Raw genomic sequence first — 18,377 nt, forward strand, 5'->3', positions numbered from 1 at the left:
TTACCCTATCTTTTTTCATGCTATTTGTCTAGAGTTGCCGGACTGTATGACTTTCAGGCGACCTGTCGCCCCGTCAGGGGCGATCGTACTTTGGGAAAATAAGGGCGATCGTACTTTGGGGAAATAAGGGCGATCGACCAGAAGCGTGAAAAAAGACAAGTTGCGATCGCCTACCTGATGACTTAAAATAGAAGAGATATATAGCTCTGCGGTCAAAATGGACAGAATCTCCGTCAACCCTCAAATTCACTTCGGTAAGCCTTGCATAATGGGTACGCGCATTACTGTACAGAGTGTTCTCGAATTACTAAATGAAGGGCTTTCTTTTGGAGAAATTATCCGAGACTACTATCCCGATCTGGAACTGGATGATATTCGGGCGTGCTTGCGTTATGCGATCGCACTGGTGGCGGCTGAAGATGTCCACTTGGCATTAGCTTAAATTATGAAATTTCTGATCGATCAAGATGTGTATGCTGTCACCACAAAGTTTTTGATTGATGCAGGACATGATGTAATTGTTGTCGCTCAAATGGATCTAGCGCAAGCAAGTGATGAAGAAATACTGAGAGTAGCGCAAGCAGAAAATCGCATCCTGGTTACGCGAGACAGAGATTACGGAAATCTTGTTTTTGTGAGGGCGATCGGAACACGTGTAATTTACCTTCGAGTCTTACCTAAAATGCTGAATGAAGTTCATAATGAACTAGCAGGAGTTATAGAAAATTACTCTGAAGTAGAACTAAGAGGGGCATTTGTGGTTGTAGAACCTGATGGATATCGGTTTAGAAAACCGCTTAGATAGGGTATTAATTAGGTGGGTGTAGGAAAGCAAAGGGCGATCGGACTTGGGGAAAATAAGGGCGATCGTATTTCCCCACTACTTAACTTCGATCGTGATTGTAAACCAGCCAAACAGCGTGGATCATGCCGGGAATCCACGTAAAAACAAATGTGAGCACCAGGTTTATCCAAAACTGAGTGCCAAGCCCAACCGTCAAATATACGCCCAGCGGGGGAAAAAAAATCGCAGCGACTACGTGGCTCACCGGAACGGGTCTTTGCTTATTATTACTGATATCGCTGTCACTACTGCTTTGCGTACTGCCCGGAAATTTCATCAGCATCATAACATTCTGGTATGCCTCTGTATCTCCCTGAGCCTGGGATAATCTAGCTGCCGTCTCGAAGTCTGAAACTGCACTTTTCCTGTCATTCAAAAAGACATAAGCTCCACCTCGCAAAATGTAAGCATGATAGTAAGTAGGATCTCTACGGATTACCTCTGTAGAATCCCTAATGGCTTCCTCCCAATTGCGAAGAATTTGATGGCATTGAGCGCGAAGGTGATAACAGTGAACTAATTCTGAATCTTCTGAATTACGACGCAATACTTTAGTTAAATCTTCAATCGCTTCATGATAATTTTCGAGTTCTTTGTGAATCAAGCCTCTTTTTTGGTAGTTTTTAATTTCTTCTGGAGCTAAACGGATGCTTTGATTATAATCTTGAAGCGCAGCCTGATAGTTTTTTAACAGAGCATAACAATCGCCTCTGCAACTGTATGCCATCTGCTCCCAATAACTACTCAAACCACCCAACGATAAAGCGTAAGTGCAATCCTCTATTGCTCTTTGTAAGTTACCTATATCCTTGAATTGACCGGCACGGGCTATATAGCCTTGAATAAAATCAGGTCGAAGTTTCAAATATTGGGTGCAATCTTTAATAGACTCTTGATAATTTCCCAACTCTAGCCAGGCAAGACCTCTATGCCAGTAAGCTTGGGATTCATTCGGGTTTAGTTGCAATAATCGTGTATAGTCTTCAATAGCTGCTTGATAATTTTCATTTTGAATGTTTAATTCGCCATTACGCAACAATTCTTCAATCGCTAGTTGATAATCTGAACTGTCAAACTCATCGGAATAATTCATGTTAATTAGTGCCTTTTAAAACTCTATTAATTTTTAAATTTTCGGCTACGCATCCACTCAGCGCTCAGCTACACCTTTATGAAAAAGAATTTCGGCGAGTGAGTTGGCAAATGTATCAATATCAATATCACCATTATTAAAATCATCCTGTAATATTTGACTCGCTCGATCAAAATCTTCTATTGCTGTTTGATAATTACCCCAACCCGCATAAATTAGACCGCGCGCATAGTAAGCGTGCCACCACTGAATAGGACAGACAGATAAAACCTCATTAAGGATCTCGAAAGCTGTCTGGCTGTTGCCTTTCTGCATTTCATCAGCCGCTTGCTTCAATAATTCTAATCCCAATAAGATGTCTTCGGAGCTAGTCATATCTTTTCACTCCCGTTTTTAAGCTTATTTATTTAAGAAATAAACCCAAGTATGTGATACAGGTTTTATATAGCTAAACTAAATGAAGTGATCGCCCCCTACACCCTCTCCCATCCTTTCCACTACCGCATAGTAGATTCGAGGGAGCGATCGCCAAAGATTAAACCTGTTGTATAAACTTTAGCGATCGCTAATGATGTTAATCAATCTTTATCTCTTGACTCTTCAGAAAGCCCAAGGGTAACAACTCCTAAAGCAATTCGCCCTAATTCGCTAGCCACACCTTTAGCAACATCTTTGACAAGGTTGTTATCTGCACTCGAACTTGAATCCTGGTTATTCTCTAGCTGTTTGTTTGCCCACTCTCGTAGCTTGTCAGCATCGTTAGCATCAGGCGTTGAATTTTGACTCATACAAAAAAAGCTCCTTTTTGATTTCAAAAGCTGTAAATGTGGGCGATCGCAACTTCTCTCAATCAATCCTTCCATTTCTGAAGCGTAGTTACGTAGAAATTAGCATTACGCCAAGCATCATCAGCCGATGAGGCTTTACCAGCACATTCACTGCCTAAATAATTGTCTATTTATTTGTCATTAACCACTTATCTAACGAAGCCTTTGCCTTTGCACTTTTGGCATACGGCCTCTCGAACGGCACCTTGGGGCTTTATCGTTCCTGTTCCGCCACATGACGGGCAGGGTTTTCCATCTTTGGCTTCAAAAGCATTGGGATCTCTTATGTCCGGTGGTTTTTCATTAGCCATGATTTTAATCCTCTTGCCTTCATGATATAACTGTAATTAACCGTGATACCGTTCCCACTTCTTCAAGACTTTATCCCACGATTCGCCCTGAGATTTTAACCAAGTGACAGTTGGTTTTCCACACTTGATACATGGATCGCCTTCGCGAGGATCTTGAGTTCTCTCGCAACTGCCACAGACGTAGTTATCAGCGTCTGGATCAGCTTGATATGATGCTGCTCTTGGGTAACTCATCTAGCCTTTCCTCTTTTTTTAGGATGTTAACTATAGGATCGGATGTAGCCCGATCGCCCTCAGTGCAACCAACCTCTACTCCAAAAATCATACAATGACCCCATTTCCCCATCGCGCACCCACTCACTTTAGAAAATGTTATATTTTGTTATCTAAAAAGTTAGAAAAAATAAGTTATAATAACTAAAAATTACCCCAGACGCGATCAATGGAGCTTCAGGAAGTCTTAAGATTTGCCGATGAAAAAGTTTTTTCTAAAACAGGGAAGCACTTAGACGACCTGCAAGAAGCTATTTTAAAAGAAACGCTCCAAGGTCGAAAATATGCAACAAAAATAGCGCAAGACCGTGATTGTAGTGAAGGTTATGTTAGGGTTGCTGCTTCTGAACTATGGAAGATACTATCAGATGTCTTCGGCGAAGACGTTAGTAAAGTAAATGTTAGAGCGATACTGGAAAGAGCAAAATTTTATAATAGTTATTCATCAGCTATTGCTGAAAATTATGGAACAGTTAATAATAACCTTAATGTTTGTCAAGAAAGGGCGAGAAGTCCAACAGAACCCCAAAACTCCCAACAAAATTCTAAACAACTCCACATAGACTTAGGCGACGCACCCGAAATCTTCACCTTTTTCGATCGCACTTCCGAACTCTCCACCCTCGAAAACTGGATAACACAGGATCGCACACGTTTAATCGCACTCCTGGGAATCAGCGGCATCGGCAAAACAACCCTCTCCCTAAGCCTGATCGATCGCCTCAAAACCGACTTCGATTACGTCATCTATCGCAGCCTCCGCTTTTCCCCAACCCTCGATGCAACCCTCACCAACCTGCTGCAAATCTTTTCCCAACAATCAGAAATTCCCCCCAACATCGAAACCAAAATTTCCCAAATCCTCAATTACCTGCGAAAAAACCGATGTCTGATTGTCCTCGATGACGTACAGATGCTTTTGGGCAGCCGACAACTAGCGGGACAATATAAAAATGGATATGAAGATTATCAGTTATTTTTTAAACTAATTGCCGAAGTTTGTCATCAAAGTTGTTTGATATTGAATAGTTGGGAAAAACCCAGAGAAATTGCCAGATTATCAAAAGATAATCATCCCGTGCGATGTTTTGTATTGGGAAGCTTAGGAGTAGCAGCTAAAGAGATTTTGAACTCACAAAAGTTATCCGATCAGGAAACATGGTCAACTTTGATTGATATTTATCAAGGAAATCCTCTGTGGTTGGAGTTGACTGCAACGCTGATTCAAGAGTTGTTTGGGGGAAGAGTTTCTGAGTTTTTGCAGTGCGAGATGCCGATTTTAGATGAAGGGTTGCAATCTCAGTTATCTCAACCTTTTGGGCGTTTGACTCCGCCGGAATTGGCAGTGATGGTTCACCTGGCTAATCAACCTGAACCCGTTCCTGTGTCGCAAATTTTCAACAAAATACCATTTTCGCCGTCAGAAATAGTCAATGCAGTGCGATCTCTTGGAAATCGGTTTTTATTGGATACGCAGGAACAGGAACAGATAACTTTGTTTAGTTTGAATTCAGTGGTGAAACAGTATGTAAAAACTCAGTATTCTTAGTCGGCGTAGGCGGACTTTGTTGGTGTAGTTGCGGTTTCAACCGCCGTCTTTATTTTGCCAGACAGGGTTATTCGTGGGGGAGGGCGGGTTTATTTAATCTGTCTGCAAGCTTTCAGGCTATTGGCGAACCCGCCCCTACAGGTTATTAAAAATGGTGCAAGATGTCGAGGGAACAAACCCGGATTTAATATAAGTGCGATCGCACCCACTCTCTAAACTCTCTAATTCTCGCATTCTCTCCCTTTTCTGAGTCTAGGTGCATAAACTGTGCGAGTTCTTTGACAGGAAACGAGGCAAATGCCAAACTGGTTTCCGACTCGACATAACCCGTATCATTTAAAATGTTAATTATTAGTTTCCCCTTCTTCCAAATCCAAACCTCCGGCACTTTTAATTCCGCATAAACCGCCATTTTATTGATTGATGAGCTAGTCCAATCAATTTCCACAGCTAAGTCTGGGGGCGGGTCATTTTTGAGATCAATTGTTAATTTCTCCCGCATTAAAGCTTCATTTTGAATATAGAAACATTCATCAGCTTCTTTACCAGCTTTTTTGGCTTTTGAACGCCAAGTAGATGATTTTAAACCTTGAATTTCAATCCCAATTTCCTCAGACAGCGCTACAATTAGTCGTCCGAGAGTCCAGCTATAGGTTTCATGTTCTGGTAAAGGTACCATAAGTTCCAAAGTTCCTTGGTAGTAAGTCATGCGCGGCGTTGAACGTTCCGCAAATATTTCTAACAAGTGTTCGTAGGTTTCCCAACTGATATCATGTAAAACCAGGTGAGAACCTGCAAGCTCTTCTTTACTGTACGCCAGGGTTTGAACCATTGCAAATACTCCACGAGAACTTTAACTCTATTTTACTCTATTCAACATTGGACAGGTGCGATTCCCTGCGGGATAGCTTCGCACGCGCGTACATTACCAGATTGATTCAAGATTCAAAATAAATCCGGGGAGAACATCTTCACCTGATACAGTGGCTGGAGATTCTAACACTTCAACTTCTCGATCCTGACGATAAATCTCTACTTGCCGTGATTTGCGATTAATCAACCAACCTAAAACAGCACCGTTATCTCGATATTCTTTCATCTTATCCTGAGTGTCTTTCAAACTATCGCTGGGAGACATTAACTCAACCACAAAATCAGGACAAATGGGGGGAAATTTCTTTTGTTGTTCAGGAGTTAGTGCATTCCAGCGTTCTAATTTTACCCAAGAAGCGTCAGGAGAGCGATCGGCCCCATTAGGAAGTTTGAATCCGGTTGAGGAATCAAACACTTTCCCCAATTTATTTCGCTCATTCCAATTCCAAATTTGTGCTGTTAATCCTGCATTGTTGTTTCCAGTTTCTCCTCCTGCTGGTGACATGATAATTAATTCTCCTTTTGCTGTGCGTTCCAATCTAATATTTTCATTCTCCTGACAGAGTTGAAAAAACTGATCGTCTGTCAGCTTAATAATGGGGTTGAGATTGAGGGTGAGAGTAGTCATAGCAGTATTTTATCGTGGCTAAACGACCTTTATTGGGGATTGTAGCATATTGACTGAGTTGCGAGGGCGATCGCAATCCTAAGCTAATTAAGTGTTAATCGCTTGCTCTGCTGCTTTAATTAAAACCTCATCCATCCAATTGTTAATACTTTTGCCAGCTTTCTTGGCCGCAATAAATATTTTGCGGTGATGTTCGGGAGTAGTGCGGAAGGGAAGTTTACCTGAAAAGGGTTTATCCGGTTCCTGTCCTAATTCTTTGCAAAACTCTAGATAATCATCGATAGAATTTTGGAATTCTTGGCGAGCTTCTTCAATAGTTTGTGCTTTAAAAGTCACTACGTCATTAATATCTAGGACTCGCCCGAAAAGAAGTTCCGCTTCTATATCTACTTCAATGCTAGCACTGTAACCCTTGTAAGTCATCATGGCTGTAATACTCTTCCTCTTTCAATAAGTTCAATTTGTGAATGATAAATTTTCTGCTAATACTCTTGTTAATTTGGGCGATCCGCAAGGATTTTCCCGTTAACAGCTAAGTCATCATGGTTCAACCCCCGCCTTTATCAAAAATTCTCTGACTGATTTAACGGCTCCTTTATCTGTCTCTTTTTGAGGATGTGGTTCGTGCAATACAGCTCTAACCTCATTTAATAAAATGCGAACCCGCGAACCAGAACCTTGAGTAACAGTAGCACCGAGTGCTGTAAATAAATTTTCAATATCTTGCCAATTAATATTAGCTGGTATAGGATCTGTAAAAATTGCTTCTAAAATCTTACGCTGTTTATTATTTAGCTCCATAAATATTTTATTTGTGGTTTTTAAAAAAATGATATCATTTTGTGATATCAATGTCAAGAGGTGAGCGAATCTCGCGCCAAGACTACTTTAGACTGGAACAAATACCACCTTTACCCCAAAACCATCCCAAAAATATAAGGACACAGCATTGCTGTGTCCCTACAGATTAAAGGTGATTGTCCGAAATTCGGATGTTTACTCTACCCCCTCAATCCGGTCTTCCACCTCCTGATAAAGTTCGCGCAAGCGATCCAAATTACTCTCAGAAGTCTCCCAATAACCCCGGCCATTCACCTCAAGCAAAGTGCTGACAATCTTGCGGAAAGAATGAGGATTCAGATTCAGCAAACGCTTCTGCATCTCCTCATCTTGGATAAACGTACCGTTCACATCCTCATACACCCAATTATCCACCGCGCCCGCAGTCGCACTCCATCCAGTCGTATTAACCAGACGCTTAGAAATCTCCCGCACGCCCTCATACCCGTGCGACAACATCCCCTCGTACCACTTCGGATTCAGCAGCTTAGTCCGCGAATCTAAACGCACGGTTTCTGATAGCGTCCGCACCTGCGCGTTGGCTGTGGTGGTATCAGCAACAAAGGATGTTGGTTGCTTCCCGTCGGCGCGCAAACTGCCGATCAATTTAGTCGGATCGGAGTCGAAATAGTGCGACACGTCAGTTAGCGAAATCTCCGCAGAATCTAAGTTTTGGAAGGTGACATCAGCAGTTTTTAAGGATGACTCAAAAATCTGCCTGTCTTGTTCCATAGTTCCCGGATTGTCCGAAGAAAAGGCGAAGGATTTGCGGGTTAAATACATTTCCTGCAACTCGGCTTCGCTTTCCCAAGTGCTGTTTTCCACCGCCAAGTTGACGTTAGATGAATAGGAACCGGAAGCGTTGGAAAAGACGCGGGTTGCTGCTTGGCGCAGGTTGATTCCCATTTCTTCCGCTTGCTTCAAGGCGTGTTTGCGGACGAAGTTCATTTCTAAAGGTTCGTCGGCTTCCGCTGCCATTTTCACGGCTTTATCTAACAAATTCATTTGGTTGATGAACAAGTCGCGGAATACGCCGGAACAGTTAATTACTACGTCGATGCGAGGTCGTCCCAACTCTTCTAAAGACAGCAATTCCAGTTTGTTTACCCGGCCCAAAGCATCGGGTACTGGCTTGACTCCCACCATCCACATTACTTGGGCGAGGGATTCGCCGTAAGTCTTGATGTTGTCGGTTCCCCAGAGTACAACGGCGATGGTTTCGGGATAGTTTCCGCCGTTATCGGTGCGCTGTCTTTCTAATAGTCTGTCAACGACAACTTTAGCAGACTTGACCGCCCCTGTCGTCGGGATTGACTGCGGATCTAAAGCGTGCATATTCTTGCCAGTCGGCAAAACATCTGGGTTGCGAATCGGATCGCCGCCGGGCCCGGGGATAATGTATTCGCCTTCTAGGGCGCGCAACAAAGCGCCCAATTCGTTGTCGGCGCAAACTTGCTGCAAACAGAATTCCAGATACTCAAACAGCGGTTTAATCGGTTCTGGATCGACTTTTTTGTAACCGGCGGCGTGCAAGGCATCAATCCAAGGTGTTTTCTTGCCCATGTTGAAGAAATTCAACTTGGAAACTAGGGAAACTCGGCCTTCAGCGTCGGTTTGTTCCTTCACCAAAGCGCTGACTGCATCCCGACAGGCTAGGGTGATGTTTTGCAGCAATTCGACATCAACTAAAATGCCTCGATCGCTATTTGTGTAAATTTCCTCGATCTCGCGTCCCAGACTGTTAGCGATAATTCGCGGCAAGCTTAGCAGGTTGTCTTCTTCGCGGTCTAAATTGGCGATATTTACCAAAGTTGCGATCGCCTCGACCGCAGTCGGCGGCTTACCGATAATATGCAAACCGCAAGGTAACAACCGCGATTCAATCTCCATCAACTTGCGGTAAACCAAGCCAACTAAATTGTCCCGTTCCTCCGCAGTCATCCCCGCAGCAACGCCTCTTTCCTGTTCGGGAGGTAAGGCGATATCTTTGTCTAAATTTACCAAACGGCATTTTTCCACGATCGCATCCACAATCGGCACGCCCCGGCCCGTATCCTTCAAAGTTTGATAGGAAGCAATCAACTCGCTGAGCTCCTGCAAACCTTTGTACAACCCAGCGTTTTCTGCAGGAGGAGTCAGATAGCTGATGGTTTCGGCATAGCTGCGGCGCTTGGCAATTGTTGCCTCGCTGGGATTGTTGGCGGCGTAATAATAGAGGTTGGGAATTTTGCCGATCAAACTGTCGGGATAACAATCCACAGACATTCCCATCTGCTTACCGGGCATGAATTCTAGGGAACCGTGAGTGCCGAAGTGCAGCACCGCATCCGCACCCCAAATGCGCTCCAAATATGTGTAGTAAGCAGCAAAACCGTGGTGCGGGCTGGCGGAACGAGAGAATAACAACCGCATCGGATCGCCTTCGTATCCAAAAGTAGGTTGCACTCCGATAAACACGTTGCCGAAATGTTTGCCGAAAATCAGCAAATTTTGTCCGTCGCTGTTCAAATGTCCCGGAGGCGGGCCCCAATTTTCTTGCAAGCGTTCCGAGTAAGGAGTGAATTCCTCATACTCGGCTACGGACATCCGGTAAGCAATATTTAATTCGGGACTTTGGTATTGGGCTGTTGCGTCATGAATGACTTCCTGCATCAGTTTTTCGGCGGAATCCGGCAATTCTGGCAAGTCGTAACCGTTACCTTTTAAGGCTTTCAATACTTCGTAAATCGAGCCGAAAACGTCCAAATAAGCGGCTGTTCCGACGTTGCCTTTATCGGGAGGAAAACTGAAAACTGTGATCGCAACTTTCTTATCTAATTTTGGTTTGCGGCGCAGCATTGCCCATTTCATGGCGCGCTGGGAAATTGCTTCAATTCGATCTTGCAGGGCGATCGCCTTGCCAGTTGCACCATCGCGTCCCGACACAATAATCGGTTCGATCGCACCATCCAACTCAGGAATCGCAACCTGCAAAGCAACTTGAATCGGGTGCAAACCTAAATCGCTATTTTCCCACTCTTCTGTCGTTTGGAAAACCAGCGGCAAAGCCACCATGTAAGGGCAATTTAATTTTTTCAAAGATTCGATCGCCTTCGGGTGATCTTGTTTCGCCGGGCCACCCACCAAAGCAAAACCAGTCAGAGAAACCACCGCATCAACGATCGGCAGAGGTGTAACACCTTTTGCCCCGACTTCCAAGAAAAAAGTCTCAACAGGTTTAGAGAAGTCCAAACCGCCGGCAAAAATCGGCACAACCCGCGCGCCCATTGCCTCCAATTCCTGCACCATTGCTACATAGTGCGCGTCATCTCCTGTGACTAAGTGAGTGCGTTGCAACACTAAACCAATGCAAGGTGCGAGGGGATCTTTAAGATCGGCAGAAATATCTGTACGGGCATTAAACCAGGTCAGATATGCTTTTACATCTTCAAACATGGACGATGCCAAAGGATGCCAAATTCCCATGTCTGGGTAGACAACAGGTTCTTGGAAAGTTGGCTGTGACTGGCCTTTGAAGACATATTTATGTGACAGCATCAGCAGGAAGTTCTCCAAGTTTTCTTGGGAACCGCCCAGCCAATACTGGAAACTCAGCATAAAATTGCGGGCATCTTGGGCTTTGTCAAGAGGCAAATATTTCAGCACTTTCGGCAAAGTTTGCAGCAGTTTCAGCATTCCGTCTTGGAAGGAACTCCCGGATTTTTCCTTCCGTTTTTTCATGAATTCGCCGATCGCGCTTTTGCTTTGTCCCAACTGCGCCATCGAGAAACTGCCCATTTTATTCAGGCGCATCACCCCCGGCATCGACGGGAAGACAACGGCGACATCCAAGCTGTCGCGCAGCGGTTCTACAGCCGCTACCACTTTTTCGGCCAAATCTTCGATAAAAATTAGAGAAGCAATAAATACGTTGGCATCGGCCACATCCCGCTTGAAGGCCTCGTAATTTTCCGGGCTGCGGAGTTCTTCGATCAGGTAGCCGCTGATTTCTATTGCCAGATTCGGATTTTTGTTATTTATCGCTCGAACCGCTGCGGACAGGGCGCTTTGATACTGCGGTTCCAGTACGACATAGACCACCTTCATGAGCGATCGCCCCTGCAAGTTTTCCGGCGCGATGTGGCGAATGGTGGGCTTGACGTGAGTGAACATCCGGTTAGGCTCCTTTAAGATGCTGTTTTCGGCAATCGGGAATTTTTTTATCCCCTAAGCATTTTTACCAGAAAACGCTGGCCATTGGGCGATTTGAGCTTGCACATGACACAATTCGACAAATTTATTGCGATTTTTCGTTACATTATTTGACAAATTCGTTGAGCAACTACTCCAAATTTACTTCACAAAAATTTACTTGACAAAAATTTATGTATGTGTATACAGATCATGATTTGGATTAAAATAATTAAAAATTAACCAAGGATTGAGAAAGAAATCCTGAAAAAAGTTCCAAGTTTTGTAGAATTGATTAAACTTGCGATAGAGCAATTAACTGAGGAAAAAAGGCATAACTTCTGAAGGCAGAATCAAGACTTAGATAATTGCTGAGTCACAAAGATTGATATTTTACCAGGAATTTAAAACCATTTCATAACGTCTGTTTTGTGTAAATTCCTGATTGGCGATCGAGTTCATGGAAAGCTAATTGCTATAAACTCTCAAACTCATCAAAACCTTAGGGGGAAAACATGGCTAACTACGCAATTTTCGACGAACAATTCTACCTCGCCTCATATCCTTGGGTCAAACCAGCCATTGACGCAGGAGTCATCTCATCTGGGAGAGAACACTTTGAAAAATTCGGGCGAGAAGGCGGTCTAACTAAAGTATCGCGTTATTTTGACGAAAATGCTTACCTTGCTGGGAATCCAGATCTCGCACCTTTCGTCCGCACAGTCAACCCAAACGCGCCTTTTGCAACCGGCCTCGATCACTTTATCCAGTTCGGTTACGATGAAGGACAGCGCCGCACCCAAGTATCACCCGAATACAACGAAAACTTTTATTTAGCAAACAACTCTGAACTCCAACCGTTCGTTCAGAACGGAACTTTCAAATCAGGGTTCCAGCATTTCGTTCAATTCGGGGCCAAAGAAGGTCGGTTTGGGACTTCATTTTTTGAACCGGAATACTTAAAAGAAAACCCCGACATCGTGCCGTTTGTCAACTCTGGAAACTTGAGAACCGGCCGGGAACACTTCTTCAATTTTGGACAATTTGAGCCTGCCCGCGACGCGACTTTTGTCGGCACCCGTACCAACGATGTTTTAACTGGTGTTGGCGTGGGCGATGTCGAAATTGTAGGAGTGGAAGTAGGTATAGATCCCCAAGGCAACCGCCAGTATGAAAGCTTTGGCACCAATGAATTCGATGTCTTGATTGGTGCTCCGGGAACTAATACATTCGTACTCGGAGTTCCTGCTACAGCCGGGAATGTCACCCCGACACCGCTGTATTTGGCTAACGGTCAAGCTACTATTCGCAACTTCGACATAGAAAGCGATTTTATCCAACTGCAAGGAACTTCTTTAAACGGCTACAGCCTAACTCCCATTGGTAGCAATTTGTCAATCCAACGTTTTGGAGATGTGCTGGGCGTGATTGAAGGAGGAGCAAGCTTGGGTTTGACTTTCCAAGAATCTAACGGTAACGGTACTTTCTTGATTGGATAGTCATTAATCATTGGTCATTAGTCATTAGTCATTAGTCATTAGTCATTAGTCAGTAGGGGCCGCCCCCCGTGGCTGCCCCAATCTCTGAAACACCTACAAAATCCTGAACGGGGAGGGCGGGCACGGGGGCACCGCCCCTACAAAACGATGATTTACCTGAGAATGAAACAGCCCTGGTCATCAGTCATTAGTCATCAGTCATCAGTCATCAGTCACTAGCTAATGCTGATGATTGATGACTTTTGATTGGTTGGGCAATTGTGCCGTAAAATAGTTTGATCGATCGCACTTTTTATTCTTACTTAAAAAAGCAAAAATGAATTACGATATCTTTGACGAACAATACTACCCGTCGCTTTGACACGATCGCTGTTATTGAAGGCGGCGCAAATCTCAAGTTGAATGTATTACCACAACTTAATGCTTCTCTACTTCTACTTGGGTAGAAATCTCGAAGCTATTGGGGATTTGGCTGATTGTTGCTGGGGAGTGCGATCGCTAATTGAGCTTAAATGAGATTAGACACTGAAAAAAAAATCACCCGATCGGGTGATTGTCTCAATTCCAGATGATTGATAAATTGCATAAACAGCTATTTAAATCCGCAGAATAAAAACATGGCTAACTACGCAATTTTTGACGAAAAATACTACCTTTCGCAGTATCCTTGGGTCAAACCAGCGATCGACACAGGAGTTATAAAATCTGGACAAGAACACTTTGAAAAATACGGTCAAGCCGGCGGCTTAACTAAAGTATCGCGGTATTTTGACGAAGCTACCTACCTGGCTGGCAACCCAGACATCGCTGCCTTAGTCCGCACCCCCAACAACCCAAACGCTCCTTTTGCGACCGGGCTAGATCACTTTATCCAATACGGTTACGAAGAAGGTCGCACTCGCGTATCGCCTGAGTATAACGAAGCGTTTTATATCGCAAATAACCGACAGTTGCAGCCGTTTATTCAGAATGGAACTTTTAAAAACGGCTACCAGCATTTCATTCAATTCGGCATCAAAGACGGTCAGTTTGGGACTTCTTTCTTGGAACCGGAATACTTAGGAAAAAACCCCGACATTCGGCCTTTTGTCGAATCGGGAGCATTGAAAACTGGTCGGGAACACTACTTCAATTTCGGCAAAAGCGATCCAAGCCGCTCTGCGACTTTTATCGGAAGTTCCGGGAATGACACGATTGCCGGTGCTGGGGTGGGAAATACCGAATTAATTGGAACTGAAGTAGGTTTAGGTACAGGTAATGGCTTTGGCGAGGGCCGAGTGTATGAAGGTGACGGCAGCAATGAATTCGATACTCTCACTGGCGGTAGCGGCCGCGATAAATTCGTACTCGGAGACCTTATAGAAGGCAGTAAGGGGAATCCGGCCGGAACCAAAATATTCTATATCGGGCCGGGTTTTGCGACAATTCGGAACTTTACGAAAGGTGAGGATAGCATCCTGCTAGGAGATAATTTATCACCTTTCTCAGATCAATTCTTGATATTGCCCATCAACAACAATCGAGATTTAGCTATCCAAACGAACGGCTTGTTCGTCTCCCGTCCAGATGGAAGTCCGGGAATTAGTAGCTTTGACACGATCGCTGTTATTGAAGGTGGCGGAAATCTCAATTTGAATGTATTACCAGAATCTACTGTTTTTAGATTTTTACTTGGCTAGAAATCTCGAAGCTATTGGGGATTTGGCTGATTGTTGCTGGGGAGTGCGATCGCTAATTGAGCTTAAATGAGATTAGACAATGAAAAAGAAAATCACCCGATCGGGTGATTTTCTCAGTTCCAGATGATTGATAAATTGCACAAACACCTATTTAAATCCGCAGAATAAAAACGTGGGTAACTACGCAATTTTTGACGAACAATACTACCTTTCACAGTATCCGTGGCTGAAATCAGCCATTGATGCAGGAGTTATCAACTCCGGGAAAGAACACTTTGAAAAATACGGTCAAGCTGGTGGGTTCACCGCAGTATCGCGTTACTTTGATGAAGAAACCTATCTAGCTCAAAATCCAGATATTGCTCCCCTTGTCCGTACCGCAAACAATCCAAACGCGCCTTTTGCCTCTGGTTTAGACCACTTTATCCAGTTTGGTTACGAAGAAGGTCGCACCCAAGTATCGCCTGACTACGACGAAGCGATTTATTTAAAACGATACCCCGTACTTGTGCCGTTTGTACAGAACGGCACTTTCAAATCAGGATTAGATCATTTTGTCCAATTCGGAGCAAAACAAAACCTTTACGCGAACACCTTTTTTGAACCAGAATACTTACTAAAAAACCCCGATATAGCAGCAGCAGTCAAGGAGGGAGTTTTTAAAACTGGCGGAGAACACTACCGAAAATTTGGACAATTTGAGCAAACGCGACCGGCTACATTTGTCGGCACTAAAGGCACTGACATTGTGACGGGATTTGGTGTAGGACAAGTTGAAATCATTGGCATTCAAGTATCTTTGAATGCAGCGGGCGATCGAGTTTATGAAAAACCTTCCGGTTTTCCTTCTCCCCCTGTAAATGACACCCTAATTGGCGGTCAAGGTACTGATACTTTCTTGCTCGGTGTTGGGGATTTTGACGCTGTGAATGGGGGGAATTTTTACGGAGGGGTTAGCAACAGCAACTACGCTACGATTAAAAACTTTAACCCGCAAGCCGATAAGATCAACCTAGCGGGAACGAGAGGCAACTATCTGTTTAACAATACTCCTAATGGAGATTTTAGGATTAGCGTGGTGCCGATTAGGGCTTTTGCACCGGTAGGTATAGTCGAGGGCGGTGCGAATATGCCGTTTCTGGTAAATCAGGGGCTCGATCGCCTAATTTCTTTTGATCGAATTTCTGTTATTGTAGTGAATAACTTTTTGGAAGCTGGATATTTAGCAAACAATCCCGATGTTGCTGCGGCGGTTCAAGCAGGAAATTTTGATTCAGGTATCGACCAGTATACAAAAGTTGGGCAATTTGAAACCAATCGATCGGCAACTTTTGTGGGGGGTTCGGGGAATGATATTGTTACTGCTTTTGGTAAGGGAAAAACGACAATTATTGGAGTTGCTTTTGATGGCAGTTATTCGAGCGACGGTAGCAACGAATTTGATACGTTGATTGGTAGCGAAGGTGCTGATACTGTTATTTTGGCTTATGACAATAATTCGGGTTCTCCTGGTAGCAGCTTCCGCAACACCACTCAAGAATTGTATTTAGGCCCGGGGGAGGCGCGCATTCGCGGCTTCAATCCCAGTCAGGGAGATGCACTCCAGCTATCAGGCACACTCAGTGACTATCAAATATCTCCAGTGGGTGCAGATTTAGTTATCTCAAAAGCAGGAGATAGAATTGCAATTCTTGAGGGAGGTGCTGGATTAAATTTGAAACAACAGACATTTCCTAGCACCGACTTTGGGCCTAGTCCTTTCCTGCTAGGTTAGAAAGCAATTAATACCAACGAGAAACCCGATCGCTCCAAGCAACCGGGTTTCTCAATTTGCTAAGTCTTTAATGGCGATCGCGCGCTAGCTTCAAAACCTCAACCGCATCTTTGTGACCCTCCGAAGACGCCCAAATTAACGCAGTCCAAGTATTATTATCCTTAGCTTTGATATCAGCACCCTTTTCGATTAAAAATTCCACAACTTGAGTGCGCCCGCTACCTGCAGCACTCATCAAAGCCGTCAAACCAAAATTAGTTTTAGCATTCACATCCACCCCCGCCTCCAGCAAAAGCTGTACAATCTCGCTATGTCCGGCAGCAGCGGCACTCATTAACGGCGTCCACCCGTCTTTATCCTGACTGTTGGCCCCCGCACCTGCAGCCAGCAATTTTTTGACGATCGCAGAATTGCCAGCCTCAGCCGCAGTCGTCAAAGCCGTCGCGCCTTCCTCATCTTTGGCATTGATATCTGCACGCTGTTCGATCGCACTTTCTACAGCCGCAACATCACCCGTCTTGACGGCATCAATTAAATCTGTCATAAAATCTCCCTTGCATCCTTTCAAATCTTAAATCCTATGGAAGTAGATATTTTAATCCTCTCCAACGGCCCCGGAGAATTGGCAACTTGGGTGCGTCCCGCCGTGCAAGCTTTGCGCCAACAATTGGGGAACGCAGGTACTCAAGCACGAATCTCTGTGGTGCTGTCCCCTTGTCCGCACGCCACCGGGAAAGAAGCACAAATCGCATCTTCCTACCCAGAAGTGGACAGAGTGCAAGCACCGGAGCATTTTTTTCCATTCTTATTATCGGGCAAAACTGCTGAAAATTGGGATTGGTATGAAACAGGAGTTGTTTTATTTTTAGGCGGCGATCAATTTTTTACGGTTGTGATTGGCAAAAGGCTAAAATATCGCACTGTTACTTATGCGGAATGGGACGCGCGGTGGTATCGCTGGATTGATAAATTTGCGGCGATGAAACCAGAAGTTTTTGCTAAAGTCCCCCAAAAATATGCTAATAAATTTACAGTTGTCGGAGATTTGATTGCGGAAGTAGGTAATCGAAAATCGGACGCCAAAGATGGGGCAGCGCCCCTACGGAAAATAGAATTAATTGGATTGTTGCCCGGTTCTAAAGCCGCCAAATTAGCATTAGGTGTACCGTTATGTTTGGCGATCGCCCAATCGATCCATCGCATCCGCCCTCAAACTCGCTTTGTAATTCCGGTTGCGCCTACCATAGACGTGCAAACTATAGCACGTTTTGCCGACCCAAAACAAAATCCTTGCCTGCATTTATTTGACAACGCTAGCGCGGAACTACATTTAACAGAACCGCCGTTTTTGCAGACAGCAAATAACTTGCAAGTCGAACTTTGGACGCAGACACCCGCTTACGATTTGCTATCAGAATGCAGCCTGTGTTTGACTACTGTGGGGGCGAATACTGCGGAATTGGGTTCCTTAGCTGTACCGATGATTGTGTTGATTCCGACGCAGCAGTTGGATGCGATGAAGGCTTGGGATGGTTTGCCGGGATTGCTGGCAAATTTGCCGTTAGTTGGTTCTGTTTTTGCAACTGGGATTAATTGGCTAATCTTGCAATTGGGGAAGGGAAAGCTTTATGCTTGGCCGAATATCTGGGCGGGCGAGGAGATTGTGCCGGAGTTGATTGGTAAGCTGGAACCGGATGTTGTGGCCCAATTGGCGATCGACTATTTGATCCATCCTGAAAAATTAGCACAAATGGGCGATCGTTTGCGTGCGGTTCGAGGAGAATCAGGGGCGGCGAAAAAAATTGCTGAATTGGTTTGTGAAGAAATCAATTTTATCGATATCGAACACCAACCAACAATTTAAATAAACCCGCCCCACCCCACAAATAATATCAAATCCACATCAAAATCAATCCAAATTTCCTAATTAGCCAAATATCGTAGATACTGTCTTGATCTGTCAAGGGGTAGCGAGCAAATAAGTTGGATCGAAAGGCTTTTGGGACTTTAAAATCCC

18 protein-coding genes are annotated in these 18,377 nt (G+C 44.3%); 7 read left to right on the forward strand and 11 right to left on the reverse strand.

The features are described from left to right. Positions 1 to 15: 15 nt before the first annotated feature. On the reverse strand, positions 16 to 216 hold the full coding sequence (locus QUA44_RS28330) for a hypothetical protein (protein WP_333310048.1): 201 nt from the start codon (positions 214 to 216) through the stop codon (positions 16 to 18). Between the two features lies 1 nt (position 217). Here QUA44_RS28330 and QUA44_RS28335 point away from each other — a divergent pair, with 1 nt between their 5' ends. Next, positions 218 to 442 (forward strand): DUF433 domain-containing protein, encoded by a 225-nt coding sequence (locus QUA44_RS28335; protein ID WP_333256617.1) that lies wholly within the window; start codon positions 218 to 220, stop codon positions 440 to 442. A gap of 3 nt (positions 443 to 445) precedes the next feature. Next, positions 446 to 805, forward strand: a complete 360-nt coding sequence (locus tag QUA44_RS28340; protein WP_333256614.1) for a DUF5615 family PIN-like protein — start codon at positions 446 to 448, stop codon at positions 803 to 805. 79 nt (positions 806 to 884) lie between these two features. On the opposite strand, the gene QUA44_RS28345 is transcribed toward QUA44_RS28340, so the two are convergent. The 4 genes from QUA44_RS28345 to QUA44_RS28360 form a co-directional block, all read right to left on the reverse strand. Further along, complete coding sequence (locus QUA44_RS28345; RefSeq protein WP_333256611.1) at positions 885 to 1,937, reverse strand: YqaE/Pmp3 family membrane protein; 1,053 nt, start codon at positions 1,935 to 1,937, stop codon at positions 885 to 887. 57 nt (positions 1,938 to 1,994) lie between these two features. After that, positions 1,995 to 2,312, reverse strand: a complete 318-nt coding sequence (locus tag QUA44_RS28350; protein ID WP_333256608.1) for a hypothetical protein — start codon at positions 2,310 to 2,312, stop codon at positions 1,995 to 1,997. Between the two features lie 203 nt (positions 2,313 to 2,515). Then, positions 2,516 to 2,725 (reverse strand): hypothetical protein, encoded by a 210-nt coding sequence (locus QUA44_RS28355; RefSeq protein ID WP_333256605.1) that lies wholly within the window; start codon positions 2,723 to 2,725, stop codon positions 2,516 to 2,518. Between the two features lie 386 nt (positions 2,726 to 3,111). Continuing rightward, the gene (locus QUA44_RS28360; protein WP_333256602.1) at positions 3,112 to 3,309 is read right to left on the reverse strand and encodes a hypothetical protein; all 198 of its coding nucleotides are present in this window, start codon (positions 3,307 to 3,309) and stop codon (positions 3,112 to 3,114) included. Between the two features lie 208 nt (positions 3,310 to 3,517). Here QUA44_RS28360 and QUA44_RS28365 point away from each other — a divergent pair, with 208 nt between their 5' ends. Further along, on the forward strand, positions 3,518 to 4,897 hold the full coding sequence (locus tag QUA44_RS28365) for an ATP-binding protein (protein WP_333256599.1): 1,380 nt from the start codon (positions 3,518 to 3,520) through the stop codon (positions 4,895 to 4,897). A 184-nt stretch (positions 4,898 to 5,081) separates the two neighbouring features. On the opposite strand, the gene QUA44_RS28370 is transcribed toward QUA44_RS28365, so the two are convergent. The 5 genes from QUA44_RS28370 to QUA44_RS28390 all read right to left on the reverse strand — a co-directional run bounded on the left by QUA44_RS28370 (position 5,082) and on the right by QUA44_RS28390 (position 11,390). Then, complete coding sequence (locus QUA44_RS28370; protein WP_333256596.1) at positions 5,082 to 5,729, reverse strand: Uma2 family endonuclease; 648 nt, start codon at positions 5,727 to 5,729, stop codon at positions 5,082 to 5,084. A gap of 93 nt (positions 5,730 to 5,822) precedes the next feature. Beyond that, positions 5,823 to 6,398, reverse strand: coding sequence for a Uma2 family endonuclease (locus tag QUA44_RS28375; RefSeq protein ID WP_333256593.1), 576 nt, complete (start codon positions 6,396 to 6,398; stop codon positions 5,823 to 5,825). A gap of 87 nt (positions 6,399 to 6,485) precedes the next feature. Continuing rightward, positions 6,486 to 6,824, reverse strand: coding sequence for a type II toxin-antitoxin system HicB family antitoxin (locus tag QUA44_RS28380; protein WP_333256590.1), 339 nt, complete (start codon positions 6,822 to 6,824; stop codon positions 6,486 to 6,488). Positions 6,825 to 6,938: 114 nt separating this feature from the next. Continuing rightward, positions 6,939 to 7,256 carry a type II toxin-antitoxin system HicA family toxin gene (locus QUA44_RS28385; protein ID WP_333256588.1) on the reverse strand — a complete coding sequence of 106 codons (318 nt, stop codon included), beginning with the start codon at positions 7,254 to 7,256 and terminating at the stop codon, positions 6,939 to 6,941. A 138-nt stretch (positions 7,257 to 7,394) separates the two neighbouring features. Beyond that, positions 7,395 to 11,390 (reverse strand): magnesium chelatase subunit H, encoded by a 3,996-nt coding sequence (locus tag QUA44_RS28390; RefSeq protein WP_333256585.1) that lies wholly within the window; start codon positions 11,388 to 11,390, stop codon positions 7,395 to 7,397. Positions 11,391 to 11,923: 533 nt separating this feature from the next. Here QUA44_RS28390 and QUA44_RS28395 point away from each other — a divergent pair. The 3 genes from QUA44_RS28395 (at position 11,924) to QUA44_RS28405 (ending at position 16,360) form a co-directional block, all read left to right on the forward strand. Continuing rightward, positions 11,924 to 12,907 carry a calcium-binding protein gene (locus tag QUA44_RS28395; protein WP_333256582.1) on the forward strand — a complete coding sequence of 328 codons (984 nt, stop codon included), beginning with the start codon at positions 11,924 to 11,926 and terminating at the stop codon, positions 12,905 to 12,907. A gap of 617 nt (positions 12,908 to 13,524) precedes the next feature. After that, complete coding sequence (locus QUA44_RS28400; RefSeq protein ID WP_333256579.1) at positions 13,525 to 14,586, forward strand: calcium-binding protein; 1,062 nt, start codon at positions 13,525 to 13,527, stop codon at positions 14,584 to 14,586. A 172-nt stretch (positions 14,587 to 14,758) separates the two neighbouring features. After that, the gene (locus QUA44_RS28405; protein WP_333256577.1) at positions 14,759 to 16,360 is read left to right on the forward strand and encodes a hypothetical protein; all 1,602 of its coding nucleotides are present in this window, start codon (positions 14,759 to 14,761) and stop codon (positions 16,358 to 16,360) included. A 67-nt stretch (positions 16,361 to 16,427) separates the two neighbouring features. Here QUA44_RS28405 and QUA44_RS28410 read toward each other — a convergent pair whose 3' ends face one another. Beyond that, positions 16,428 to 16,904: an ankyrin repeat domain-containing protein gene (locus QUA44_RS28410; protein WP_333256575.1), complete on the reverse strand. Its 477-nt coding sequence runs from the start codon at positions 16,902 to 16,904 to the stop codon at positions 16,428 to 16,430. A gap of 36 nt (positions 16,905 to 16,940) precedes the next feature. Between QUA44_RS28410 and QUA44_RS28415 the strand changes: the two genes are divergently transcribed. After that, positions 16,941 to 18,224: a lipid-A-disaccharide synthase gene (locus QUA44_RS28415; RefSeq protein ID WP_333256572.1), complete on the forward strand. Its 1,284-nt coding sequence runs from the start codon at positions 16,941 to 16,943 to the stop codon at positions 18,222 to 18,224. Positions 18,225 to 18,377: the final 153 nt, after the last annotated feature.

The organism is Microcoleus sp. N9_A2 (genome assembly GCF_036701775.1).
Lineage (GTDB): Bacteria > Cyanobacteriota > Cyanobacteriia > Cyanobacteriales > Microcoleaceae > Microcoleus.